Source organism: Kribbella sp. NPDC051137 (assembly GCF_040682535.1).
Lineage (GTDB): Bacteria > Actinomycetota > Actinomycetes > Propionibacteriales > Kribbellaceae > Kribbella > Kribbella karoonensis.
This window is the reverse complement of the sequence record NZ_JBFBBI010000009.1, coordinates 151,250-175,166: the sequence shown is the minus strand read 5'-3', so window position 1 is coordinate 175,166 and position 23,917 is coordinate 151,250. Positions and strand designations below refer to the sequence as shown.

The window sequence follows — 23,917 nt, the reverse complement described above, 5'->3', positions numbered from 1 at the left end:
TGGCCATCAGGGCGTCAGCCGGTGCAGGTCGCGGGGGAACAGCGTGACCTCGCGGACGTTCTCCGCCTTGGTCAGCCGGGCCACGAAGCGCTCCAGCCCGATCGCGAACCCGCCGTGCGGCGGCATCCCGTGCCGGAACGCCTGCAGGTACGAGCTGTACGCCGGTGACTCGGCCGACTCGCCCCGCACCGCGAGCGCCGCGACGTACTCCGAGTACCGATGCAGCCGCTGTCCGCCGGTGACCAGCTCGACGCCGCGGAACAGCAGGTCGAACGAGTTCGACCAGCGCGGGTCCGACGGCTGTGGATGCGTGTAGAACGGCCGCTTCACCATCGGGTAACCCTCGACCGCGACGAACTCGCTGCCGTGCTCGCGCAACGCCCACTCGCCGACGGCACGCTCGTCCGCCGGCGCCAGGTCCGGCTCCTCCGGGTCCGCGCCGGCGATCTTCAACGCCTCGGTGAAGTGCACCACCGGTACGTCGACCGGGATCTCCGGCACCGTCACGCCGAGCCGCTCCAGCGCACCGCCCGCCCGGGTCTCCACCGCCGCCAGCATCGCGGCGATCGTGGACCGCAGTACGGCGAGCACGTCGCGGTGGTCGGTGATGAACCCGAACTCCGCGTCCAGCGACACGTATTCCGCGAGGTGCCGGACCGTGTCGTGCGGCTCCGCCCGGAACACCGGGCCGACCTCGAAGACCCGCTCGAACACGCCGACCAGCTGCTGCTTGTAGAACTGCGGCGACTGCGCCAGGTACGCCGGTCCGCCGAAGTAGTCCAGCGCGAACACGTTCGCCCCGGACTCGGTCGCCGTACCGACGATCTTCGGCGTCTGGATCTCCGTGAAACCCTGACCGTTCAAGGCCTCCCGGAACCCGTAGAGAGCGGCCGCCGCGATCTCCCAGCCGGCACGTACGACGGGATGCCGCAGCGCGACCGGCGCGTTGTCGAGTACGACGGGCAGCCCGGCGCCGACGGTCGGCCGCCACAACTCGATCGGCGGCGTCTCCGCGGGCTCGGTCAGCGGTGTGATCACCGGCTCGACGATCTCCGCACCGCCGGGCGCCTGCGCGTTGGCGGCGACCGTACCGGTCACCTCCACGACGGTTTCCTCGCCCAACGAGTCCAGCTGTTCCTGCGGACCCTTGACGACGATCTGGGCCAGGCCGGAGCGGTCGCGCAGGATCAGGAAACTGACGGCGGCGAGCCGTCGTCTTCGGTGCACCCAGCCGGCCACCGTGACGGTCTGGCCCACTGCTGAGGGGATCTCATGGCTGAGAATGCGCATTGCTGTTTCACCTCCAGGTCATTTCTCGAACCCCGGAGGTGTGGGCGAAGGGGAATCTCGCGGTGCCACCACACCTTCACCGGACCCGACGGGCCCGGCCTCTTGCACAGCAGTCGCTCAGGAGTGTCTTCGCCACCGCTGCACGCATCGCCTTCCCAGCTACCGGCGACTCTCTCGGACGTGCAGTACGGCGCTACTCGGTTCCGTCAACGCGAACAACAACCAGCATAAGGGACCGCGGCAACCCGAATATCACCGGCGCGACTGCGACGGCGGGATCTGCACGCTGTCCGTATCCTCCCGACCGCCCACCCGGGCGTGCACTGTCATCGCGTTTTCCGGACTGTTGCCGGGGAACCACGCGTTCCACTCCGAGTTCAGCGGCTTCTTGTAGTTGTCCGTCCAGCAGGTCGCGCGCCGGATGTCGCTGGTCCGGTCGCAGGTCCACCCGGCATCGAGCGACGTCAGGAACATCAGGTTGCGGCCCCAGGAGATGTCGAGTTCAACCCGTTGGCCCTGCGCGCCGTTCACCTTCAGGAACCTGTTGTAGACAAGGGGATCCGGGTCCTGGCTGGGCGTCGGCGTGAGGATCTGCAGCAGCGACTCGTCCTGTCGCACGGCCGGCAGCACCTCGGAGTCGGTATCGCTGACCAGGTCGGCCTGCGCCGCCACCGTGAACGTCCGTGCGGCCGCCGACGACTTGTCCGGTACGTCGAAGTCCGCCGCCAGCGGAGCCGGCTTGTCCGGGTCGGCCGCCGTACACGTCTTGGTCGTCTGCGAGCACTTCCAGCCGGCCGGGTTCGCCGCGATCGGCCACGCCAGCGCGTCGCCGTACGTGATCTTCAGCGTGACCTTGGTCCGGTTGGCGCGCGGGGCGACGGTGAGAATCCGGTGGTGCACGTCCGGGTCGGCCTTGCCGTCGTGGATCTTCAGCAGGTTCTCGTCGGTGCTCGCCTTCGGCTGCACGGTCGCCGCGTCGGAGTCGTACAGCCGGCCGGTCTTGGCGCTGACCGTGAACGTGCGGTCCGCGGCCGAGCCACCGGTCGGGGCGTCGAACGTGACGGCCATCGGCTGCGGGCTCGCGGAGTTGGCCGCCGTGCAGGTGCCGGTCGACTTCACACACGTCCAGCCCGGCGGGTTGGTGCTCAGCGGCCACTCGAGCTCGGCACCGTAGGTGAGCCGGATCACCACCGGGTTCGGGTTCTTGGCCGGCGGCTTGATCGTGATCACGAACTGCACGCCGGAACCGGCGGCAGCCGCCGCGCTTGCCTGCGACCCACCACTGCGCTCCATCACCGGCGCGCCACCGCCGAGCGCATAGGCGGGCGCGCCGTTGCCCTGGGCGTTGCCGCCCTTCGCCGCCGGCGCTCCTCCGCCCGCACCCTGCGGGGGTGCTCCGCCGCCGCGGGGGATGCTGATGGTGACCATGCCGGGGTAATGGATCGGCGTGGTCGGCGTCGGCTTCGGGGGTGTCGGCTTGGTGGGCGGCGGGGTCGGCACCGTCGTGGTCTGGGTCGGGGTGGGCGTCGGCGTGCTCGGCGCGGTCGTGGGCGCCGACGTCGGGGCCGTCGTCGGGTTGGACGCCGGCGGCTGCGTGGGCTTCGTCGCCGGCGGTTTCGCGGTTGGTTTGACCGGGGGTTTGACCGGCGGCTGCGTCGGGTTGTTGGTCGGGTTGGCCGGCGGGACGGTCGGCTGGGACGGCTGCGAGGGCTGGTCGATCGCGGCCGGCGGGGTGTGGTTGCCGGTCAGCGCCATCGCCGCGAGCACCGCGGCGACCGCGACCACCACGACCGCACCGGCGCCGACGGCGGTCCGGGTGCTGTTCTCGGTGACCTTCTTCCAGCCGGTGACGAAGAAGCCGACCAGGCCGACCTTCGCGCCGGAGGCCGCGGCCAGGTAGCCGAGGCCCGCGGTGCCCAGCAGGGCGGGGGCGAGCAGCGCCGGCAGCGCACTGTTGACCTCGACGAGCTCGAGGTACACCGCGGTGCACTTCGCGCACTCGTCCAGGTGCTCGCGGACGTTCTTGTTCTCGCGCTTGGTCAGGCCGCCGCGGACGTACGCGCCGAGGCGTTCGGTCGTCCAGCGGCAACGGTCACCGGCGACGTCGGCCAGGTGCTGCTGCAGGTACGCCTGCCGCAGGCCCTCGCGGGCGCGGTAGGCCAGCGCGGAGACGCCGTTCGCGGTCAGGCCGAGCAGCGGCGCGATCGCGGCCGGCTTCTCGCCCTCGACCTCGGTGTGCCAGAGCACCGCCTGCCAGCGCTCCGGGAGGCTGGCGAACGCCTTCGCCGCCGCACCGCTCTCGAACCCGGTGACGGTCGGGTCGTCGAACGTCTCCGGCTCCCGCTCGTACGACGCGATGTCGTCGGTGGACTGCACCTTCTTGCCGGAGCGGATCCGGTCGACGTGCACCCGCCGTACCGTCGTCAGCAGGTACGCGCGGAAGGAGACGTCCGGGCCGCCGCCCGCGCGCAGCGCGTCCAGCACCTTCGCGAACGCGTCACTGGCCAGGTCGTCGGCGTCGTTGGCCGGCACCAGTTGGCGGGCCATCCGTTCGGCCGCGTGGTGGTGCCGCGCGTACAGCTCGCCGTACGCCTCCAGGTCGCCGTTGCGGACGCGCGCGATGAACTCCGCGTCACTCGGACCCTCTGGCGTCTCCATCCATCTCCCCGCTAACTCTGTGTACGACGACGTGACGGACCGTCACGTACCGCCGGAGACAAGGCTCCCACGTAGGACGGATCAGCGCATCTTCCATGACGCGGAAACTGTGCCTCTTTCCTTACGACATCGCCAGTGCAGAAGTTACGCCAAAAAAATTCTGGAAATCCGCGTCATGAACCGTCACGGCGTCTGTCTCTTCGGCGTACGACGCTTCCGGCCGACCGGTCGGGAGACTGACGGGGCTAGTTGAGGAGGACCATGTCGCTGTTCGCGGACATCCGTCGACGGCTCGACCTGCGTCCGGCCAAGTCCCTGAACCTGGCGGGGTCGCCCGCCCGGATCGCGCCGGAAGTGTCGTCACCTGGGCAACCGAGCGGCCGGAGGGAACCGCTCGGCACAGCTGGTACCGATCACAGCGCCTATCTCGCAATCGCGGAGGCGCTCACCGACGGTGCCGATGTCGTGCCTGCGTCGGACGAGACCGGACGCCGCCTCGCGGCCGATGGAGTCTCGCTGGTGGAGGCACTTGATGGGCTGAGTGCGCTGTACCGCTCGATCGCCGGGGGCGAGCCGGCTTTCGCCGCGGTACGCGCACTCAGTTCCAGCTGGGCCGAGGCATCTCTTGTCTACCTGCACTCGCTGTCCTGCGAGGACCCGCTGACCGGGCTGTCCAGCCTGGCGCACCTGCGGTCCCGGCTGGGCGAGCTCTACCGAGAGGCGGAATTCCGTGGAACTTCCGTACCGCAAACCCACGCACTGGTGGTCGTCGAACCGCTCAATCCGGAAGGCACATCGCCGTTCGACCGCGAGCTCCGGCTCGTCGACGTCGCGGAATGCCTGCGGATCGTCTTCTGCGGCGGTGACGTACTGGGCCGCGTCGGCTCACGCCGCGCGGCGGCGCTCGTCGGCCGCGAGCCGAACCTGCCGGAGCAGGTCGCGACGGTACGAGCCCTGATCACCCAGTGGCGGCTGGACACCGACGTACCGCAGCTGGCCCGGACCTGGATCGAGGGCCTGCCCGGTAGCGACGCCATGGCCGGGAGGCTCCTCGACGAGCTGGCCAGAACCTGAGACCTGCGTCCGGACGCCTACAGGGGGGCGCCCGGGCGCACTTCAACCGGCGGCGGATCGCCTAACACGGGGTGGGCGATCCGCCGCCGCTTGCCGCCAGCAACCGTTCGACGAGCTCGGCGTACCCGATCCCGGCGCCCTTCGCGGCGACCGGGACCAGGCTGCCCGGTGTGAGACCCGGCAGCGCGTTGACCTCGAGGCAGTACGGCGTACCCGAGGCGTCGCAGCGGAAGTCGGCCCGGGAGTACGTCGTACCGAACCCGAGAGCCCGGTGCGCCCGGAGCGCGAGCTCCTGCAGTTGCTCGGCGAAGTGGTCCGGTATGTCGGCCGGGCAGACCTCCCGTACCGCGCCCGGCTGGTACTTCGCCTCGTAGTCGAACACCGCCGTGGTCAGCTCGATCTCCACCACGGGCAGTGTCGTCGCGCCGATCACGGCGACGGTGAACTCGCGGCCGCTCAGGAAGGGCTCGACGAGTACTTCGCCGTCGGTCCGCAACGCCTCCAGCGAGTCGACCTTGCGCACGGCAACACTCGACCCGTCGGCGACCGGCTTGACCACCACCGGTCCGCGGGCCAGCAGATCCTTGACCGCGACCGGCGGCTCGGGCTGCTCCGACGCGTTGTAGAGCACCCGCGGCGGCACGGGGATCCCGGCCGCCTCGAGCACGGCCTGGCACCGGCCCTTGTGCCAGGCGACCGCGCAGACGTCGTGGCCCGCACCGGTGAACGGCACGCCGGCCAGCTCGAGCAGCGCCTGCACGTGCCCGTCCTCACCCCAGCCACCGTGCAGCGCGAGGAACACCCGCTCGGCCCGCCGAAGCTCCTCCAGGACACGCCCACCGGTGAGGGCGGCGTACATCCGCTCCCTGAGCGCGGCCCGCTCCGACGGTGACGGTGGCGCCGACGGCACTGGTACGGCGGGATCGTCGGCGGACACCTGCTTGGCCAGGATGGGCTCCGGCGCCGCCGGGTCGATCAGCATGACCTCGTGGCCGCGCTCGGTCAGCGCCTTCGCGACCGCCCAGCCCGACGACCGGGACACGTCCCGCTCCGAGCTCTCGCCGCCGCACAGCACCACGACTCGCATGACGTCTCCCTACTGCTCGTAGCTGTCCAGGAACCGGCCGATCCGGCGGATCGCGACCTCCAGGTCACCAGCTTCCGGCAGCGTCACGATCCGGACGTGATCGGGGTCCGGCCAGTTGAACCCGGTGCCCTGGACGATGTGGATCTTCTCCCGGAGCAACAGGTCCAGCACGAACCGCTCGTCGTCCTTGATCCGGTGCACCTCCGGATCGATCCGCGGGAACGCGTACAGACCGCCGAGGGGTTTGACGCAGGACACGCCGGGAAGTTCGTTCAGCGTCTGCCAGGCGGTCGTCCGCTGCGTCTCGAGCCGGCCGCCCGGGCGGACCAGATCGTCGATCGTGTCGTCGGTCAGCGCGGCCTCGATCACGTGCTGGGCGAGCGCGTTCGGGCAGAGCCGCATCCCGGCCAGCATGGTCAGACCCTCGAGGTAGCTGGCCGCGGCCGCGCGCGGGCCGGAGACGATCAGCCAGCCGGCCCGGAAGCCGGCGATCCGGTGGCTCTTCGACAGCCCGCCGAAGGTCAGGCAGACCAGGTCGGGCGCCAGCGCGGCGAAGTGGTGGTGCTTCGCGCCGTCGTACACGATCCGCTCGTAGATCTCGTCGCTGAAGACCATCAACTCGTGCCGACGGGCGAGCTCGGCGATCTGCCGCAGGACGTCGGGGGAGTAGACCGCTCCGGTCGGGTTGTTCGGGTTGATCACCACGATCGCCTTCGTCCGCGAGGTGATCTTCGCCGCGATGTCGTCGAGGTCGGGCTGCCAGCCGGCTGCCTCGTCGCAGCGGTAGTGCACCGGAACGCCACCGGCGAAGCGGGTGACCGCGGTCCAGAGCGGGTAGTCCGGGCTCGGGATGAGAACCTCGTCGCCGGTGTCGACCAGCGCCTGGATCGCCATACCGGCCAGCTCGGACACCCCGTTGCCGAGGTACACGGACCGCTCGTCGAGGCCCTGGATGCCGCGGTCGGCGTAGTGCTTCGCCAGCGCCTGCCTGGCCGAGCTGATGCCGCGTGCGTCGGTGTAGCCGTGGGCCTGCGGGAGCCGGGCGATCAGGTCCGCGACGACCGCGTCCGGAGCGGCGAACCCGAACGGCGCCGGGTTGCCGATGTTCAGCCGGAGGATGCTGTGGCCGGCGGCCTCGAGGGCGTTGGCCTGCTCGACCACGGGGCCGCGGATCTCGTAGCACACGCCGGTCAGCTTGGTGGACTGCCTGAACTCCATGGGCGGCATCGTACTTGGTTATTCCAAGTACGCGCTTGGGAGGTCCAAGCTATGGTGGTGGGCATGCCTCGCCGGAGCTATGCGCAGTACGACGCCGTCGCCCGTGGACTCGACGTGATCGGCGAACGTTGGACGCTGCTGATCGTCCGGGAGTTGGCGTTCGGCCCGCGGCGGTACACGGATCTGCACGCGGACCTGCCGGGGATCAGCACCGACGTACTCGCGGCCCGGTTGAAGGAGTTGGAGGCCGACGGGGTCGTCGAGCGCCGGACCTTCGCGCCGGCGGCACCGGTACGGGTGTACGACCTCACCGATCGCGGGCGTGAGCTCGTGCCGGTCGTGGCCGCGCTGGCGGCGTGGGGGAGTCCCTTGCTCGCCGCGCACCAGGAGACGGACGCGGTGCGGCACCACTGGTACCTGCTTCCGCTGGCCGCGCTGGTGCGGGAGCTCGGCGGGGTGGTCGAGCTGCGGGTCGAGGGCAGCAGCTGCCGGGTCGACCTCGAGTCGATGGCCGTCGTACCGGAGGCTGAGCCGGACGCGGTGGTCACGATCGCGGCGAAGATCGCCGACGAACTGCTGGCCGGCCGGACGACCCTGGCCACCGCGATCGACGACGGCCACGTGATCGTTCAGGACTCCTGAACCGCCGGCACCGCTTCGGGCTGCGGCTCCAGGTGGATGTACCGCGGTCCGCGGAACAGCGACGCCGCCGCGCCGACCAGCGACATCGCGATCGCCACCGCGAACACGATCACCAGACCGTGGTGGAACGGCCCGGAGATCAGCTCCGGGAAGAACTGCTTGCTGGTCAGCGTGCCCAGGTCAGCGCCCTTGATCGCCGACGCCGGTACGGCGTTCAGCGCGGTGCCGATCGGGTTGTACCCGAGGAACGCCGCGAACAGGCTGCCGACCGGCGGCTGGTTCCCGATGCCCGCGGCAACGGCCTGCGGTACGCCGTGCGCGTGCAGCCCGTCGGTGAGCGTCCGCGGCAGCGTCGTCGCCAGCCCGGCGATCATCATCGTGAAGAACACGCCGATCGACAGCGACGTACCGGAGTTCAGGAATGTGCCGCGCATGCCGGACGCCGCGCCGCGGCGGTTGGCCGGCACGCTGTTCATGATCGCGGTGGTGTTCGGCGCCGAGAACAGGCCGGAGCCGACGCCGTTCAGGACCAGCAGGCCGGCGAACGCCCAGTAGCTGAAGTCCGTTGGCAGCGCCATCAATCCGGCGAAGCTCACGGCGACCAGAATCAGCCCGCCGGTCGCCAGAGTGCGAGCGCCGAGGCGGTCGGAGAAGTAGCCCGACAGCGGTCCCGCGATCAGGAACGCGATCGTCAACGGCAGCAGGTAGATGCCGGCCCACAACGGCGTGCTCTCGAAGCTGTAGCCATGCAGCGGCAGCCAGATGCCCTGCAGCCAGATGATCAGCATGAACTGCAGTCCGCCACGGCTGACCGACGACAGAAGGCCTGCGAGATTGCCCGCGGAGAACGCCTGGATCCGGAACAGCGACATGTCGAACATCGGATCCGTCGTCCGCGACTCGACGATGCAGAACGCCACCAGCAGAACGAGTCCGGCGATCAGCCCGCCGAGGACCCACGGACTGGTCCAGCCCATCTCGTGCCCGCCGTACGGCTGGATCCCGTACGTGATCGCGACCAGGATCGCGGTCACGCCGACCCCGAACAACGCGTTGCCCCACCAGTCGATCCGGGCCGCCGTACGGGCGCTGGTCTCGCGCAGGCTGTGGTACGACCAGACCGTGCCGAGCAGGCCGAACGGGACCGAGACGAAGAAGACGAGCCGCCAGTCGACCGGCGCCAGGACGCCGCCGACGATCAGCCCGATGAACGAGCCGCCGATCGCGGCCACCTGGTTGATCCCGAGCGCGAAACCGCGGCGGTCCGCCGGGAACGCGTCGGTGAGGATCGCGGTGGAGTTCGCGAACAGCATCGCGGCGCCGACACCTTGGACGACCCGCCAGACGATCAGCCAGAGCGCACCGGCTCCCTGCGTCAGCGGATCGAACACCAATGCCAGGGAGCCGATCGTGAAGACCAGGAATCCGAGGTTGTAGATCCTCACCCGGCCGTAGATGTCGCCGAGCCGGCCGAGCGTGACGACCAGTACGGCGGTCACCACCAGGAAGCCCATCAGCATCCAGAGCAGGTAGCTGACGTTGCCCGGTCGCAGCGGGTCGAGCTTGATGCCGCGGAAGATGTCCGGCAGCGAGATGATCACGATCGACGAGTTCACCGTCGCCATCAGGACGCCCAGCGTCGTGTTGGACAGTGCCACCCACTTGTACCGAGGGTGGTCCTTCTCGACCGAGAAACGACGTGAAGTCACAACAGCACTTCCCCAGGAGAGAGAAAATTGCTTAGCAATGCTAAGTATATCTCGCTACCCGGAGGCCGACCTCCGGTGGGGTGGTCACGGCACCACGACGACGACCGGGGCGTCCTTGCGGCAGGTGAGCCGGTGGCCCAGGGAACCGGTCAGCCGGTGCCAGCGCTTCGCCGACCGGCCGACCACGACCAGTCGCGCGTCGACCTCCCGTGCCACGTTCGACAGCGTGCCGATCGCGTCGCCGAACTCGCTGACGAAGCTCAGCTGTACGCCGGTCTCCTGCGCGCGGCGTTCCGCTTCCGCCTCGATCTCGGCGGCCAGTTGCTCGCGGTTGTCCTGCGCGGCGGCGTAGTCGTACGGAACACCGAGGGCGGCGGTCGGATCGGCGTACGGCATCACGTAGACCGCGACCAGGCGGCCGTCGGTGCGCTGCGCCTCGCCGGCCGCCCAGGCGAACGCGTCCCAACTGGTGCCGGAGCCGTCGAGGCCGACGACGATCGCCGGTTCCCCGAGGCGGCGGATCGGCGGGTGGGAAGTGCGCCGGGCTTCGGCGTCGTAGTTCATCTGGTCACCTCTTCGGCAACGGGGTGCGGCTGTCCTGGTCCTCGCCCGCCAACTGGATCAGGCGGAGGAGTGCGGGGGTGGCGTCGTGCAGCGCGTCGGCGTCGGAGTCGTCGAGCTTGTCGATCAGGTCGGTGATCGTGGCCGCGCCCTCGGCCCGCATGTCGCGCAGCCGGCGGCTACCGGCGGCGGTGATCGCGACGAGCACCACGCGGGCGTCGGCCGCGTCCCGGCGGCGCTCGGCCAGGCCCTGGTCGGCGAGCTGGGTGACCAGCGCGGTCATCGACGGCTGGGTCACCTCTTCGCTGACGGCCAGGTCGGTCAGCCGCCGCGGGCCGGTGCGTTCCAGCGTCGACAGCACCGAGGCGGCGGTCAGGCTCAGCGTCCGCGGCCGGCGCCGGATCGCGACCGTGGCCAGCCCGAACAACGCCTCGCCGATCGTGGCCGTCCGAGTACTCATGCGACAAGTATAGGCACAGTTATATAGATCAGACTATGTGAACGGCCCCGGTCTAGGCTGGTCCTCATGTGCGGTAGGTATGCCTCCAGCCGGTCGCCGTCGGACCTCGTCGCCGAGTTCGAGATCGAGGCCGGCAACGTGCGCGAGTCGGTCGAGGAGCTCGGCGAGAACTACAACGTCGCGCCGACCAACCAGGTGATGGCGGTGGTCGAGCGCAAGGACCGCGAGCAGCCGGACACCACGGTGCGGAAGCTGACCACGGTCAAGTGGGGGCTGGTGCCGTCCTGGGCGAAGGACACCTCGATCGGCAGCCGGCTGATCAACGCCCGGATGGAGACCGTGGCGGAGAAGCCCGCGTTCAAGAAGGCGTTCCAGAGCCGCCGCTGCATCCTCCCCGCCGACGGGTACTACGAGTGGTACACCGCCGAGGAGAAGCTGAACGGCAAGCCCGTCAAGCAGCCGTACTTCATCCACCCGCCGGACGGCAGCGTGCTCGCGATGGCCGGGCTGTACGAGATCTGGCGGGACAAGTCGGTCGCCGACCCGGAGCAGGACGCGGCCTGGCTCTGGACCTGCACGGTGCTGACCACCTCGGCCACCGACGACCTCGGCCGGATCCACGACCGGATGCCGCTGCTCGTCGAACGCGAGCGGTACGACGCCTGGCTCGACCCGCTGTCCTCGGACCCCGACGACCTGCTCGAACTCCTCGTCCCCGCCGCCCCGGGCCGCCTCGAGGCATACGCCGTCTCGAAGGCGGTCAGCTCCGTCAAGAACAACGGCCCCCACCTCCTCGACCCCCTCCCACCCGACGCCGAAGACCCCCAAGACACCCCCACCACCCTCTTCTGACCCACCCACCCCCCCGCACACTCCGCCTTCAGCCCCCGCACCCCCTGCACCCCCCCCCGCACCCCCCGCACGCCGCGTACTCCGCGCCCCGCCCGCACGCCGCCCGCGTCCCGCGTGCAACCCCCGGCGCCTTCCCCGGTTCCGGCGGGCCGACAGCTTGCGCACAACCCGTCCCGTACAACCCTCCACTTGAGGGGTTGGCCCCTGAAGTGGGGGGTTGCCCCGTTGGAATTCCAGGGGGCAACCCTCCACTTGAGGGGGCAACCGCGGCGTCGTCGCCGGGTGTGTGGTCGGGGATCGCGGGGTGGGTGATGACAGGATGGGGCGGGTGACCGACGAACGGATTGTGGGGACGCCGCACGGCGAGGCCCGGATCGTGGCGCACCGCGCCCGCCGCCCGGTGGCGACGCTGGCCCTCGGTCACGGTGCCGGGGCCGGGATCGAGTCGGGCGACCTGGCCGCACTGGCCGCGCGACTGCCGAAGCAGGACATCAACGTGTTCCTGATCGAGCAGCCCTGGCGGCGCGCGGGCAAGAAGCTCGCCCCGGCGCCCAAGGTGCTCGACGAGGCGTGGATCGCGATCATCGGGCAGCTCCGGGTCCGTACGCCGCTGGTGATCGGCGGGCGGAGCGCCGGCGCCCGGGTGGCCTGCCGGACCGCGAGCAGCCTCGGTGCTTCCGGCGTACTGGCGTTGGCCTTTCCGCTGCATGCCCCCGGGAAGCCGGAGAAGTCGCGGGTCGACGAGCTGCTCGGCGCCGGGCTGCCGACGCTGGTCGTGCAGGGGGAGCGGGACCCCTTCGGTACGCCGGAGGAGTTCCCGCCGCTGACCGAGATGGCCGTCGTACCGGACGCCGACCACTCCTTCAAGGTGCCGAAGCGCGCCGAGCTCGACCAGCAGGAGACGTACGACCTGCTGGTCGAAGCTGTGTTCGAATGGGTCGGCCGCGAGGTGTCCGGCTAGCACCCGGGAATGCCCCCGTGGCCGGGCGTGTTGTGACGGTCATGATGGCGACGAGCGAGGCTCCGGCGAGGACTTCTGGGAAGATCCCGGTATTCTCGATCCCGATGCCGACTCCCACCACGACCGAGACTCCCGAGCAGCGCACCGCGCGGTTCGAGCGCGAAGCGCTGCCGTTCCTGGACCAGATGTACGCCGCGGCGATGCGGATGACCCGTAATCCGTCGGACGCCGAGGACCTGGTGCAGGACACCTTCGCCAAGGCGTACAGCTCGTTCCACCAGTTCACGCCGGGCACGAACCTGAAGGCCTGGCTGTACCGGATCCTGACGAACACCTTCATCAACGGATACCGGAAGCGTCAGCGGCAGCCGACGCAATCGCCGACCGAGGAGATCGAGGACTGGCAGCTGACCGCTGCCGAGTCGCACACTCCCGGCGGCCTCAAGTCGGCCGAGGCGGTCGCTCTCGAGCACCTGCCCGACTCCGACGTGAAGTCCGCCCTGCAGGCCATCCCGGAGGACTTCCGGCTGGCCGTCTACCTGGCCGACGTCGAAGGTTTCGCCTACAAGGAGATCGCCGAGATCATGGGCACCCCGGTCGGTACCGTGATGTCGCGGCTGCACCGCGGCCGGCGCCAGCTGCGCGACCTGCTCGGCGACTACGCCCGGGATCGCGGCCTGATCCCGCCGGACGACAGCACGGACGCGGCGACGTCGGACTCCGACGCGACCGCGGAGAAGGAGGAGTCGTGAGCTGCGGCGAGCCCCACGACGCCGACTGCGGGGAGATCCTGCAGCGGGTCTACGTCTTCATCGACAACGAACTCGAAGACGCCAGTTCCGAAGAGATCCGCCAGCACCTCGAAGAGTGCGCCCCGTGCCTCGACGAGTACGACCTGGAACGCTGCGTCAAGAAACTGGTCCACCGCTCCTGCGGCTCCGACCACGCCCCCGACGCCCTCCGCCAGAAAATCCTCCTCCGCCTCACCCAAATCCAAATAGAAACGACCACCATCACCACCACCGACTGATTTGGTAATCAGGTCAGAGCGCGAAGGTGGGGATCTCGTAGTCGGCCTTTTCTCCACGGTGGAGTTTTTCCAGTAGCCGGCGCGCATCTGCGAGGTAAACCTTGGGTGCGTTCTGAAGCAGCGTGATGGCCTTGTTCAACTGCTCGTTCGCGGAGGCCGTGTTGTTCCTCGCGGCCTCGATTCTCGCCAACTCGACGTACAGCCGCCCTTCTCGCTCGGTGTCGTGAGTGATGAGCGTCGTCTGCAGGCCGGCCTCGACGTGGCTGACGGCCGTGCTGAAGTCTCCCTGAGCGGCGTACGCGATCGCGAGAGTGTGGTGCGCCTCGGCCTGAAAGGTGGCATCGCCTGCCTGCTCGACAAGACCAAGGCCGGCGAGGCCCATCTGGACTGCCTCCGCGTACCGACCGACCTGGACATGGGCGAAGGCCGCGTTAGCGCGCCGTTTGAAGACTGCTCGGGTGTCACCTGCCCGCTCGGCCAGCGCGATGCCTGCGGCGAAGGCCTCGTCCGCCCGGGCGAAGTCTCCGATGCGGTCGTAGAGGCTGCCGACCGCGATCAGCGCGACTCCCTCGAGGGTCGAGTCATGGATCGTTCGGCTCAACGACAGTGCGATTCGCCCGTACGCCAGCGCGTCGTCGATCTGCCCCTCCATGCCGAGCAGGTAGGCAAGGGACGAGCAGCACCGTGCCTGACCGAAGAGATCGTCGATCGCGGCGAACATCTGCAGGGCGACCTGGATGGTGTCGATTGCCGCGCCGACGGCACCGTTCTCGGCGTCCGGGATGGCGCTGTCGTGCTGCAGCCAAGCGGCGGTCGCTAGTCGGCCGTGCCGGCGGGCGAGTTCTGCGGCGCCGGCCCCGAGCTCACGCATCTCCTGCCACCGTCGTCGGGACTCGAGATAGCCGAACAGTGCAAGTGGCAGCTCCGCGAGCAGCGCACTGTCCCCGTGACCCGACTGGCGGATCTGCCGATAGCGGTCCATGAGGTTGCGCTGCTCCGCGTCCAACCAGCGCAAGGCCAGTTCCCGGCTGCTGAAGCTCGGAAGCAGCCCGCTGACTCCAGCAGTCGCCAAGGGCAGCCTTGGGCTGGTCGGGTGCGTGAAGGTTTGTGCAGTCCAGCCTGCCTCGATGTAGTACCGGAGAACTCGATCCAGTGCGTCCTCACGCTCGGCCGGCGAACCGATCCGCTCGGCGAGTTCCCGGCCGTAGGCCCGGATGAGGTCGTGGAAGCGATAGCGCGCTGGGGCGAGGGATTCCAGCAGATTCAGGTCGACGAGGCGCTCGACGATCGAGACGGCGCGGCTGAGCGGGACCTCGAGCAGCGCGGCCGCGACGCCGGTCGTGATGTCGGAGCCGTCCGGTATCGCCAGCCACGGTAGGGCTGCAGCCGCCTGGCGGTCGAGGTCGCGGTCGCTGCTTTCCAGGAAATGCACGGAGCTGGCGATGCTGGCGCGTACGCCGGTCTCGTCGGAGCCGAGGCTGTCGAGGCGGCGTTCCTCGTCCTTCAGCAGGTCGACGAAGTGCTGGATCGGCCAGGTCGGCCGGGTTGCGAGCCGGCCGCCGACCAAGCGGATCGCCAGCGGTAGACGGCCGGCGTACCTGGCGAGGACCTCCGTGGCGCCGGGCTCGGCGACGACCCGGGTCTGGCCGATCACCCCCGCCAGCAGATCGACCGACTCCGATTCCGACAGGGCGTCCAGCAGGATCTGCCGGGCACCCGGGAGATTGGCGAACGAGCCCCGGCTGGTGATGATCGCCGAGGACCCTGCATGCCCCGGCAGCAGCGGCAGCACCTGGGTGATGTCCGCCGCGTTGTCGAGCAGCATGAGCACACGCCGGCCGGCCAGTTGGCTCCGCAACAAGGCCGTTGCCTCGTCGACGTTGTCGGGGATCGAGGCCACGTCGGACCCGAGCGAGCGCAGCAGGTGACGCTGGGCGTCCGTCGGAGTCATCGGCTCGCCCGGGCCGTAGCCGCGGAGGTTCAGGTAGAGGTGGCCGTCCGGGTAGCTGTCGGCCAGTTTGTGGGCGGCGTGGACGGCCAAAGTGGTCTTGCCGATGCCGCCCATCCCGGTGATGGCGACGAGCCCGACGGACGGCGGATCGCGAAGTACTGAAAGGATTGCGCCCACCTGCGCGGCGCGGCCGGTGAAGTCCGGGGCGGCAGGTGGCAGCTGCCAGGGAGTCGGGGCCTGGTCGGTCGCGGGATCCTTCGGCTGCGTGCGCGGCTTGCCGAGCTTGCCGCGGGCAACGGTGCGGAACTGGTCGGCTTCGGAGGGTGTCAGGGCGAGTGCCTGGACGAGGGCCCGGACGGTGTCGGCGCGTGGGCGGCTGCGGGTGCCGCGTTCCAGGACGCTGATGGCTTGTTCGCTGAGGCCGGCCTGCTCGGCGAGGGCGGCCTGGGTGAGACCGGCACGAGTACGGAAGGTACGGAGCAGCTCGCTCAGCGTCGGCGTAGCCGGCTCGTTCACTCCCGCCCTCCTCGGATCCATATCGGTCAGTACCGGAAACTTCCGGAGCTAACTCTAGGGGGATCCGCCACCGCGTGCTGCCGGTTGTCCACAGGGAGCGCCGAAGGTCCAACGATCGTTTGAAAGATCGCATTAAGTATGCGACTGAAGACTCTTCGAATACAGGACCTCTGATTAGCTGGTCTGCTCTAAACCTGTGACCAAATCGCAAAGACCCCGGATTTCTCCGAGGTCCTCGCTGTCTGTAGCCGCCTGCGTCAGGCGTTGGGGCGCTTGCCGTGGTTTGCGCCCTTCTTCTTGCGTGCACGGCGCTTCCGGCCGGTCTTTCCCATTCCTAAGCCTCCTTGAAACAACTGCAAAGAGTCACAGTCTCTCATACCATGCCGGGTTCCTCACGTTCTCCGGCGGGTCACGGTTGGGCTTACAGTGTTTCGGCGCGGGCCTGATGAGCAAAATTGAGACGAGTCAGCGAAGAGCTGTCTGCCCCCTACGTCCGGTGATCGCCGTACGTAAGACCGCGACCGCTGATCGGAGGTGACGTATTATGACCGGCGACGTCTGGGACTGGTGAACCTTCTGTCGTGGAGGGCATGGGATGACGTGGCGCCCTCGGGTCGGGACGCTGCGGCTCGTTGTCTCGGTGACAGCGGCTGCTGCTCTCGCAGCGTTGGGTCTGGCGCTGTCGAGCCTCGATAACCCCCTGGTTGTAGCTGGGCTGTGTGTTGTCGCGCTCGTCGCGAGCTCGCTGCGATCGGTGCACACACAGCGACAGATCGAACTGGTGTCCGTTGTTCTCGTCGCGGTCTATGTCATTGCGGGGCCAGGCGCCGCGGTTGTGGTCGCCGCAGCTGGATCCCTCGTTCAAGCCCCGGCGCCGGCGATCAAACGCATCTTCAACAGTGCTCAGCGTGTGCTGTCGGCCGGTGGCGGCGCGCTCGCGTACGCCGCTCTCGGCGGTCCTGTGGGAGCCGAGGTGCTGGACCGGATCCCGGGTGCCATCATGGCGACGACCGTAGCGAGCGTCGCGCTGCAACTGGTGAATGCTCTGTTGATCTCGATGGTGCTCGGCTTGGAACGCGGCCCGAACGGGGTTCGGGAGTTTCTTCGGTACGTTGTCCGGACGACCGCGATCCCGGTACTCGGATACGGACTGCTGGGCCTGTCGATGGGCGTGATCTGGATCGGCGGACTGAACATCATCGCCGGGGTACTCATCCTCGGCCCGCTGCTGGTTGCCCGCTGGGCGTTGTCGCAGTACGAGGCTGAGCAGAAGGCGCAGGCCGCGACACTCCGCGCGTTCATTCAGGTCATCGAGACCAAGGACCTGTACACCCGTGGCCATTCCGAGCGGGTCAGCGAAGGCGTCGGTATGCTCGGCCGGCAGTTGGAGTTGCCGAGTGACCGGCAGCAGGCGCTGGAACACGCCGGACTTCTGCACGATGTCGGGAAGGTCGGCGTGCCGACGAGCATCATTCGTAAACCTGGGCGGCTGGACGACTCCGAGATGGACGCGATCCGGCTGCATCCCGCTCGAGGAGTCGAGCTGATCGGGAACATTCCGTTCCTCGAGGAGGTCAAGTCCGCGGTCCTCCACCATCACGAGAAGTACGACGGGACGGGGTATCCGGCGGGGCTGAGCGGCACGAACATTCCGTACTTCGCGCGGATCATCGGGATCGTCGACGCCTTCGACTCGCTGACCTCGACGCGGTCGTACCGACCTGCGCGCACCGTGGCCGAGACGATCGCGATCCTGCGGCAGGACAGGTACACCCACTTCGATCCAGGACTCGTCGACGCGTTCGTCGAGGTTCTCGAACGCGACGGCTGGAGGCCCGCCGCGGTTGAGCAGCCTGCCCCGAACGCGGAGCACGTCACGCCCATTGATCACGACGACTTGAGTCTCGGCAGCGGCGGCGGCGCCACCGGATCGGCGGCCGGACCGGAATGAGTGTGTCGAGTGAGACCGAGGGGCTCGGGTACCGGAGTTCCGGAAGCGGTGTGGTGATCCTGGTCGCGGGCGCCGTGCTCGGGATCATGGGTATCGCCATGACCGCCCACCGTGGGGTCACCGACTGGCCGGTCGCACTCACCTTCGGGGTGCTGATCGCCGTCGGCGAGATGGTTCAGTTCAGGGTCGATCTGACGCGCAACCGGGCCCCGATCGCGACGAGTGCCGCTCTTGGTTACTGCCTGCTGCGACCTCCGGACGTGCCGGTCCCCCCGGAGGTCGCGCAGATCGTGGCCGTGACGGTGGTTGCCACCGCCATCGGTGTGCTGCCACGGATCATCGCCGGACTCTGGTGGGACGCCGTCGTCTCGTGCCGTCGACTGCTGTCGGTCGGTGCGGCCGCGGTGGTCTTCGCCGCGATCGCCCCTGATGAGCTTTTGTGGGACGGTTCCGTGCAGCACGCGCTGCCGTTGGGCGGGGCGATGCTGCTCGCGGTCTCGTCGGCGGCAGCCCTCGATGCCATTGTCGGAGCGGGACAGGCCACCGAGCGGAACAGCAAGCCGTTCCCCGCGGCGTTACGCGATGAGCTCGGTGTGACCGCACGGATTGGGATGGCCATGGCCATCAGCGGCATGCTGCTCGCGGCAGGAACGTCGATCGTCGGCCTCTGGGCGCCACCGTTGGTGCTGGTGCCGTTGCTGTTCACCCAGTTCGCATTCCGGCGGTATTCGTCGGCGCAGCGGACTTATCGGACGACGGTGCGGTCGATGGCTCGGAGTACGGAGATTGCTGGGTTCAGTAGTCCGGGGCAGAATGCGCGGACCGCGGCGCTGGCGGTGGCGATCGGGAACGATCTGGGGCTGACGCCGGCGCGGATGGAGGCGCTGGAGTATGCGGCGTTGCTGTCCGGGGTGGGGCAGTTGGCGTTGGCGGATCCGAGTCCTGGTGGGGCTTCGTTGTTGCGGACCCGGGAGGAGCGGCAGCGGGCGGCGGAGATCGGGGCGGCGGTGATCGAGCGGTCGGGGGTGCTGGACCATGTGGCCGAGATCGTGCGGCACTCCAACGATCCGTACCGGCACGGGCGGGCGAACGACTCGTCGATCCCGGTGGAGAGCGGGATCGTGAACGTTGCGCTGGCCTACGAGCAGCTGGTGGGGGAAGGGTCGGGGCAGTCGCCGGACAAGGCGATGGAGTCGATCGGGCTGGGGATCGGGGCGGAGTACGACCCGGTGGTGGTGGACTCACTCCGGCGGGTCGTCGGGCGCGGCTTCCGCTTCTGAGGAGGAGAGCTCGCGGCCAGCCTTGGCGGAGAGCTGGAGCAGGGCCGGAGTACCGGCGCACGGTTCGAGGTCGTCCCAGACCGGGGCGGTCGACGCGGGGACGCGGCCGTCGGCGCCCATGCCGGCGTACAGCAGCAGCCCGGCGCCGGCGGCGATCAACACGTCGCCTGGGCTGATCGCCTGACCCAGGTTCGGAAGGGCCACGGGTACGACGTCTCCCAGCCAGCGCAGGCGGGTCGTCGGGCCGGCGATCTCGTGGCGGGCGTCCGTGATGACCGCGGCGCCGACGCCCGCGCGTTCCAAGGCGCGCAGGGAGACGGGCATCGCGCCGTTCAGTGCGACGACGACCGCGTTGCAGAAGAAGCCCAACGCCAGCAGGCCGACGCCGGGATGTCGCAGGTTCAGACGCAGGAAGACCGCGATGCAGACGGCGGATCCGATCAGCCCGACCGGGTACGCCGTACCGCCGATGAGGGAGCCGAGAAGCTGGCCGATCGCTGCCGCAGCGAGCCAATGGACGCCGGTCAACGTGTTGCCGGCCAGGTTGCCGAAGCGTCCGCCGGTCGCGAGTGCCGCCCCGCACGCGAGCACCATGACGAGGAGGACCAGCAGCACGGGGGTGATTCTGCCGAATCAGCGGCCCGAAACCGGGCAAGCTGACCCCGCAGCGTGTCGACTTAACCGCAAGAAGTAGCGGCGGCCCGGGAGTCCCGGACCGCCGCCATGGACAACGGCTCAGGGCTTGACCGGCGCCGGCCCTTCCTCGATCACGTCGGCCACGCCCGGGTCGCCCCGGTCCGCGGTGTAGTCCGACGGGTGGGTGGTGTCCTGCCCGTCGGCGACCTTCAAGGCCCGGAACAGGAACGTCAGCACGATCACCACGATCACGTTCAGCACGAACGCGGTCAGGGCGATGTACGCCTGGGTGTCCGTGAACGGGATCTTCGCCAGCGATCCGCCGAAGTGTTTCTTGGTCGCCGGGTTCACCACGTTGTACGCCGAGATCGTGCCGAACACCATCGCCACCGCCCAGCCGGCCAGCAACGCGTACCGGTGGAACCAGCGGGTGTAGAGCCCGACCACGATCGCCGGGAACGTCTGCAGGATCCAGATCCCGCCGAGCAACTGCAGGTTCAGCGCGATCGTCTTGTCCATCCCGAGCACGAACACCAGCGCGCCGACCTTCACCAGGAGGGACGCGAGCTTGGACACCTTGGCCTCCTCCTTCGGCGTCGCCGAAGGCTTGATGAAGGCGCGGTAGATGTTCCGGGTGAACAGGTTCGCCGCCGCGATCGACATGATCGCCGCCGGTACCAGCGCGCCGACCGCGATCGCCGCGAACGCGATGCCCGCGAACCAGGACGGGAACTCCTGGTCGAACAGCCGGGGGATCGCCAGCTGCGGGTTCGCCAGGCCGTCCAGGCCCTTCACGTTCACGTTCGCCTTGATCGCCATGAAGCCGAGCAGGGCGAGCAGACCGAGCAGCAGCGAGTACGCCGGGAGGATCGCTGCGTTGCGCCGTACGACGTTCCGCGTCTTGGTGGACAGGACCGCGGTCACCGAGTGCGGGTACATGAACAGCGCCATCGCGGAACCGAGGCCCAGCGTCCAGTAGGACACGTAGCCGGCGTCGCCCGGGATGAACGCCCCGGTCGGTTTGCCGGTCACCGGGTTCGGCTTGGCCATCTTCTCCTGGGCCGCGTTGAAGATCCCGTCCCAGCCGCCGAGCACGTGCGGCAGGTAGAAGATCGCGACCAGGATCACCACGTAGATCAGGAAGTCCTTGACGAACGCGATCATCGCCGGCGCCCGCAGACCCGACGAGTACGTGTACGCCGCCAGTACGGCGAACGCGATCAGCAGCGGGAGGTCCTTGGCCAGCGTGTTGTTGCCGCCGAGGCCCATCGTCTCGAACACGGCCTGCATACCGACCAGCTGCAAGGCGATGTACGGCATCAGCGCGAGGATGCCGGTGACCGCCACCGCCAGCGAGAGCAGCTTGCTGCCGTAGCGTCCCTGCACGAAGTCCGCCGGCGTCACGTACCCGTGCCGGTGCGAGACCGACCACAACCGGGCCATGAAGATGAACACGATCGGGTACGCCACGATCGTGTACGGCACCGCGAAGAACCCGCTGATCGCACCGGTGGCGTACATGGCGGCCGGTACGGCGATGAACGTGTACGCCGTGTACAGGTCACCGCCGAGCAGGAACCAGGTGATGAACGTGCCGAACCCGCGACCGCCAAGACCCCATTCGTCGAGGCTCTCGAGGTGGCCGGCGCTGCGCCAGCGAGCGGCCATGAAGCCCATCGCCGTGACGGCGGCGAAGATCACCACGACGATGATCAGCTGCACCCAGTCGATGTTGGTGTTCACTGCTCACCGTCCTTGTCCGGGTCGCCAAGGCCCTGCTCGGCCCGGCGCCGGCGCTCCTCGGCGCGGAGCAGACGGTAACTGATGCTGACCAGGATCGCGGACAGGAAGACCCACAGCAGCTGGTACCAGTAGAAGAACGGGAAACCCCACAGGTGCGGGTCCTTCCTGGCGTACGTCGGCACCAGAAGTGGTACGACAATAGCCACCACCAGGAGCACACCGGAGATCCAGTACGCGGGTCTGATCGCGGACAATCGGGACACTGCAAACCTCCTCGGAGGGACACACAGGCGCAACGGAGCACGCTACCGTTCGTCCGGACAAGCGACCAGACCATCGGCCAGGTGCATGGATAACGAAAAGGCATGGTTCGTCCGGCGGCTCGTGCTGTCCGTACTGTTCCTCATCATCGTTGCTCTGCCGCTGTTTCCGGAACTGTTCGGGCTCGACGAGCTGACCCCGTTCACGCAGGTCGCCGCCTTCCGCCCGCAGGCCCTGGCGGTCGTCCTGGTGCTGGCCCTGCTGATGCTGGTACGCCGGGGCTGGCGGATCGCGTCGGCGCTGATCGGCGTACTGGCGTTGAGCGGTGCCGCGCTGACCGCGCCGCGGCAGTTCTCCTCCGCGAGGCCGGCGCCGGCCGGGGCGCGGGTGCTGACGATCATGGTCGCGAACGTGCTCGGCGGCGGCGCCCGGGCCGCGGACGTGGCCCAGTTGATCCGTGACCGGAAGCCCGATCTGGTTTCGTTGCCGGAGGCACAGGCCGACGTCCGCGAGCAGATCCGCGCGCTGCTGCAGGACCAGCAGTACAAGGGATACACCGCCCAGCCGAGCGGTGCGGCGCCGAGCGCGACGAGCGTGCTGGTGTCACCGGCGCTCGGCGACGTCGCGTTCAGGTCCGAGCCCGGGACGACGTTCGGGAACGTCGTGGTGACGGGTGGCAACCTCGGCGCGGCCCGACTGATCGCGTACCACGGCTACCCGCCGCTCCCGGACGCCGTGACGACCTGGGCGCACGACCTGCTGAAGGTTCGCGAGTGGTGCTCGCAGGATCCACCGACGGTGATCGCGGGCGACTACAACGCGACCGCCGACCACGCGGAGTTCCGGGCCGCGCTCGGCGGGTACTGCCGCAGCGTCGGGCCGTCCGTCGGCGGCGGGCTACAGGGCACCTGGCCGGCCGACCAGCCCGCCGTGCTGCGGACGCAGATCGACCACGTCGTGGTGACGCGACAGGTCGAGCCCGAGGACTTCACGACGTACCCGATCCACGGCACCGACCATCGCGCCGTGGTCGCCACGGTCGCGGTGAAGCCCTAAGAGGTCGTCGCGGGCCGGTAGATGTACGGCTGCGAGGCCTGCACTGCTTCGGTCAGCATCAGCAGCAGGTCCGCGCGGGCCTCGATCGGGCGGCCGAACAGTTCGTCGTCGCCGGGGATCGGGAACCCCTTCACGCCGATCGCGAGCTGGCTGAGCAGGACGTGCAGCACGCCGCGGGCGTTGAACACGTTCGGCGACGGCCACTCCGGGAGCGTCTCGTGCATCAACGGCTGCTGCCCCGCGGTCGCCGCGATCGGCTTCAGCCAGCGCTCGAGCTCGTCACTGGACAGCATGTTCCGGTGCAGGATCGTCATCACCGCGTGCGCCACCCGGTCGTGCTCCTCGTGCACCCAGCGGTACGGCGTCTCCTTGACGATCCGGTCCGCCAGTACGTCGAGCAGCGCCCGCAGCACACCCGCGTCGCAATGCCGGGACCGCGCCAGCGCACCGATCGCGTCGGCGCCGTGGGCAACGGCATGCGCCCACCCGCAGTCCTGCACGTAGCCGCGCAGGTCGCGCTCGCGCAGCAGCCAGGTCGCCAGCCGGTCGCCCCAGCGCATCACCACCTCGTCGTGCACCAGGAACTCGGCGTTGTCGCGGTGGATCACCTCCGCCAGCGTCAGCGCGGTGAACGAGCGGCGGAAGACCGTATCGGTACCGTCCTCACCGAGCCCGTAGTTCAGTCCGGCGCACAGGCCGTCCCCGAAGCCGGGCAGCAGATCGTCGTACACCCCGCGCTCGAGCCAGGTGGCGAGCGTCGGGTAGGCGAGGGCGTCCCGGACCTGCGGGTTGGTGCTGGCCAGACCGCGGACGAGCTCCTCGGTGAGATCGGTCAGCGTACGGTCGTGCGGTACCGCGTAGTCCGCGGCCATCACGTCCTGCCAGTACGTCGACTCCACCCGAGCATCCTTTCATCTGTCGCTGCTCAATCAACACCCACACACGCCAACTTGTCGAGCGGACCACTGATCACCCTGGTAT

General features: G+C 69.0%; 21 protein-coding genes. 9 read left to right on the top strand and 12 right to left on the bottom strand.

The features are described from left to right. Window positions 1–6: 6 nt before the first annotated feature. Together aspS and AB0M51_RS40760 are read right to left on the bottom strand one after the other, a co-directional pair. Window positions 7–1,290 (bottom strand): aspartate--tRNA(Asn) ligase, encoded by a 1,284-nt coding sequence (gene aspS, locus AB0M51_RS40765; RefSeq protein WP_344202304.1) that lies wholly within the window; start codon window positions 1,288–1,290, stop codon window positions 7–9. Between the two features lie 252 nt (window positions 1,291–1,542). Then, window positions 1,543–3,948: a sigma-70 family RNA polymerase sigma factor gene (locus tag AB0M51_RS40760; RefSeq protein WP_344202307.1), complete on the bottom strand. Its 2,406-nt coding sequence runs from the start codon at window positions 3,946–3,948 to the stop codon at window positions 1,543–1,545. A gap of 261 nt (window positions 3,949–4,209) precedes the next feature. On the opposite strand from AB0M51_RS40760, the gene AB0M51_RS40755 reads away from it, so the two are divergent. Continuing rightward, complete coding sequence (locus AB0M51_RS40755; RefSeq protein WP_344202309.1) at window positions 4,210–5,022, top strand: hypothetical protein; 813 nt, start codon at window positions 4,210–4,212, stop codon at window positions 5,020–5,022. 61 nt (window positions 5,023–5,083) lie between these two features. Here AB0M51_RS40755 and AB0M51_RS40750 read toward each other — a convergent pair whose 3' ends face one another. Beyond that, on the bottom strand, window positions 5,084–6,109 hold the full coding sequence (locus AB0M51_RS40750) for an ATP-grasp domain-containing protein (RefSeq protein ID WP_363754116.1): 1,026 nt from the start codon (window positions 6,107–6,109) through the stop codon (window positions 5,084–5,086). A 9-nt stretch (window positions 6,110–6,118) separates the two neighbouring features. Continuing rightward, a complete protein-coding gene (locus AB0M51_RS40745; RefSeq protein WP_344202312.1) occupies window positions 6,119–7,327 on the bottom strand; it encodes a pyridoxal phosphate-dependent aminotransferase in 1,209 nt (402 codons plus the stop codon). Between the two features lie 63 nt (window positions 7,328–7,390). On the opposite strand from AB0M51_RS40745, the gene AB0M51_RS40740 reads away from it, so the two are divergent. Continuing rightward, window positions 7,391–7,969 carry a helix-turn-helix domain-containing protein gene (locus AB0M51_RS40740; RefSeq protein WP_344202315.1) on the top strand — a complete coding sequence of 193 codons (579 nt, stop codon included), beginning with the start codon at window positions 7,391–7,393 and terminating at the stop codon, window positions 7,967–7,969. Here AB0M51_RS40740 and AB0M51_RS40735 read toward each other — a convergent pair. The 3 genes from AB0M51_RS40735 to AB0M51_RS40725 form a co-directional block, all read right to left on the bottom strand. Then, window positions 7,957–9,678: an MFS transporter gene (locus AB0M51_RS40735; protein ID WP_344202318.1), complete on the bottom strand. Its 1,722-nt coding sequence runs from the start codon at window positions 9,676–9,678 to the stop codon at window positions 7,957–7,959. The genes AB0M51_RS40740 and AB0M51_RS40735 overlap by 13 nt on opposite strands. A gap of 84 nt (window positions 9,679–9,762) precedes the next feature. Further along, window positions 9,763–10,242, bottom strand: a complete 480-nt coding sequence (locus AB0M51_RS40730; protein ID WP_344202321.1) for a universal stress protein — start codon at window positions 10,240–10,242, stop codon at window positions 9,763–9,765. 4 nt (window positions 10,243–10,246) lie between these two features. Then, window positions 10,247–10,699 (bottom strand): MarR family transcriptional regulator, encoded by a 453-nt coding sequence (locus tag AB0M51_RS40725; RefSeq protein ID WP_344202323.1) that lies wholly within the window; start codon window positions 10,697–10,699, stop codon window positions 10,247–10,249. 66 nt (window positions 10,700–10,765) lie between these two features. Between AB0M51_RS40725 and AB0M51_RS40720 the strand changes: the two genes are divergently transcribed. From AB0M51_RS40720 to rsrA, 4 genes are all read left to right on the top strand, one after another. Continuing rightward, on the top strand, window positions 10,766–11,551 hold the full coding sequence (locus AB0M51_RS40720; protein WP_344202326.1) for an SOS response-associated peptidase: 786 nt from the start codon (window positions 10,766–10,768) through the stop codon (window positions 11,549–11,551). Window positions 11,552–11,870: 319 nt separating this feature from the next. Then, on the top strand, window positions 11,871–12,512 hold the full coding sequence (locus AB0M51_RS40715) for an alpha/beta family hydrolase (protein ID WP_344191439.1): 642 nt from the start codon (window positions 11,871–11,873) through the stop codon (window positions 12,510–12,512). A 104-nt stretch (window positions 12,513–12,616) separates the two neighbouring features. Continuing rightward, window positions 12,617–13,264 (top strand): sigma-70 family RNA polymerase sigma factor, encoded by a 648-nt coding sequence (locus AB0M51_RS40710; RefSeq protein ID WP_344191433.1) that lies wholly within the window; start codon window positions 12,617–12,619, stop codon window positions 13,262–13,264. Then, a complete protein-coding gene (rsrA, locus tag AB0M51_RS40705) occupies window positions 13,261–13,542 on the top strand; it encodes a mycothiol system anti-sigma-R factor (RefSeq protein ID WP_344191431.1) in 282 nt (93 codons plus the stop codon). Before AB0M51_RS40710 ends, rsrA begins: the two co-directional genes overlap by 4 nt. A 13-nt stretch (window positions 13,543–13,555) precedes the next feature. On the opposite strand, the gene AB0M51_RS40700 is transcribed toward rsrA, so the two are convergent. Next, window positions 13,556–16,009, bottom strand: a complete 2,454-nt coding sequence (locus tag AB0M51_RS40700; protein ID WP_344191429.1) for a helix-turn-helix domain-containing protein — start codon at window positions 16,007–16,009, stop codon at window positions 13,556–13,558. A 754-nt stretch (window positions 16,010–16,763) separates the two neighbouring features. On the opposite strand from AB0M51_RS40700, the gene AB0M51_RS40695 reads away from it, so the two are divergent. Together AB0M51_RS40695 and AB0M51_RS40690 are read left to right on the top strand one after the other, a co-directional pair. Continuing rightward, window positions 16,764–17,960 carry an HD-GYP domain-containing protein gene (locus tag AB0M51_RS40695; protein ID WP_363754106.1) on the top strand — a complete coding sequence of 399 codons (1,197 nt, stop codon included), beginning with the start codon at window positions 16,764–16,766 and terminating at the stop codon, window positions 17,958–17,960. Window positions 17,961–17,962: 2 nt separating this feature from the next. Beyond that, window positions 17,963–19,240 (top strand): HD domain-containing phosphohydrolase, encoded by a 1,278-nt coding sequence (locus AB0M51_RS40690; RefSeq protein WP_363754103.1) that lies wholly within the window; start codon window positions 17,963–17,965, stop codon window positions 19,238–19,240. Here the strand turns inward: AB0M51_RS40690 and AB0M51_RS40685 are convergent. The 3 genes from AB0M51_RS40685 to AB0M51_RS40675 all read right to left on the bottom strand — a co-directional run bounded on the left by AB0M51_RS40685 (window position 19,202) and on the right by AB0M51_RS40675 (window position 21,882). Further along, window positions 19,202–19,855, bottom strand: a complete 654-nt coding sequence (locus tag AB0M51_RS40685) for a DUF5317 domain-containing protein (RefSeq protein ID WP_344191423.1) — start codon at window positions 19,853–19,855, stop codon at window positions 19,202–19,204. The two genes, AB0M51_RS40690 and AB0M51_RS40685, sit on opposite strands and share 39 nt — an antisense overlap. 120 nt (window positions 19,856–19,975) lie before the next feature. Then, window positions 19,976–21,619 (bottom strand): monocarboxylate uptake permease MctP, encoded by a 1,644-nt coding sequence (mctP, locus tag AB0M51_RS40680; protein ID WP_363754099.1) that lies wholly within the window; start codon window positions 21,617–21,619, stop codon window positions 19,976–19,978. Next, window positions 21,616–21,882, bottom strand: a complete 267-nt coding sequence (locus AB0M51_RS40675) for a DUF3311 domain-containing protein (protein ID WP_344191421.1) — start codon at window positions 21,880–21,882, stop codon at window positions 21,616–21,618. Before AB0M51_RS40675 ends, mctP begins: the two co-directional genes overlap by 4 nt. Before the next feature lie 85 nt (window positions 21,883–21,967). Here AB0M51_RS40675 and AB0M51_RS40670 point away from each other — a divergent pair, with 85 nt between their 5' ends. Further along, complete coding sequence (locus AB0M51_RS40670; RefSeq protein ID WP_344191419.1) at window positions 21,968–22,936, top strand: endonuclease/exonuclease/phosphatase family protein; 969 nt, start codon at window positions 21,968–21,970, stop codon at window positions 22,934–22,936. On the opposite strand, the gene AB0M51_RS40665 is transcribed toward AB0M51_RS40670, so the two are convergent. Beyond that, entirely contained in the window at window positions 22,933–23,835 is a 903-nt protein-coding gene (locus AB0M51_RS40665) for a DUF2785 domain-containing protein (RefSeq protein ID WP_344191417.1), read from the bottom strand. The two genes, AB0M51_RS40670 and AB0M51_RS40665, sit on opposite strands and share 4 nt — an antisense overlap. Between the last annotated feature and the right edge of the window lie 82 nt (window positions 23,836–23,917).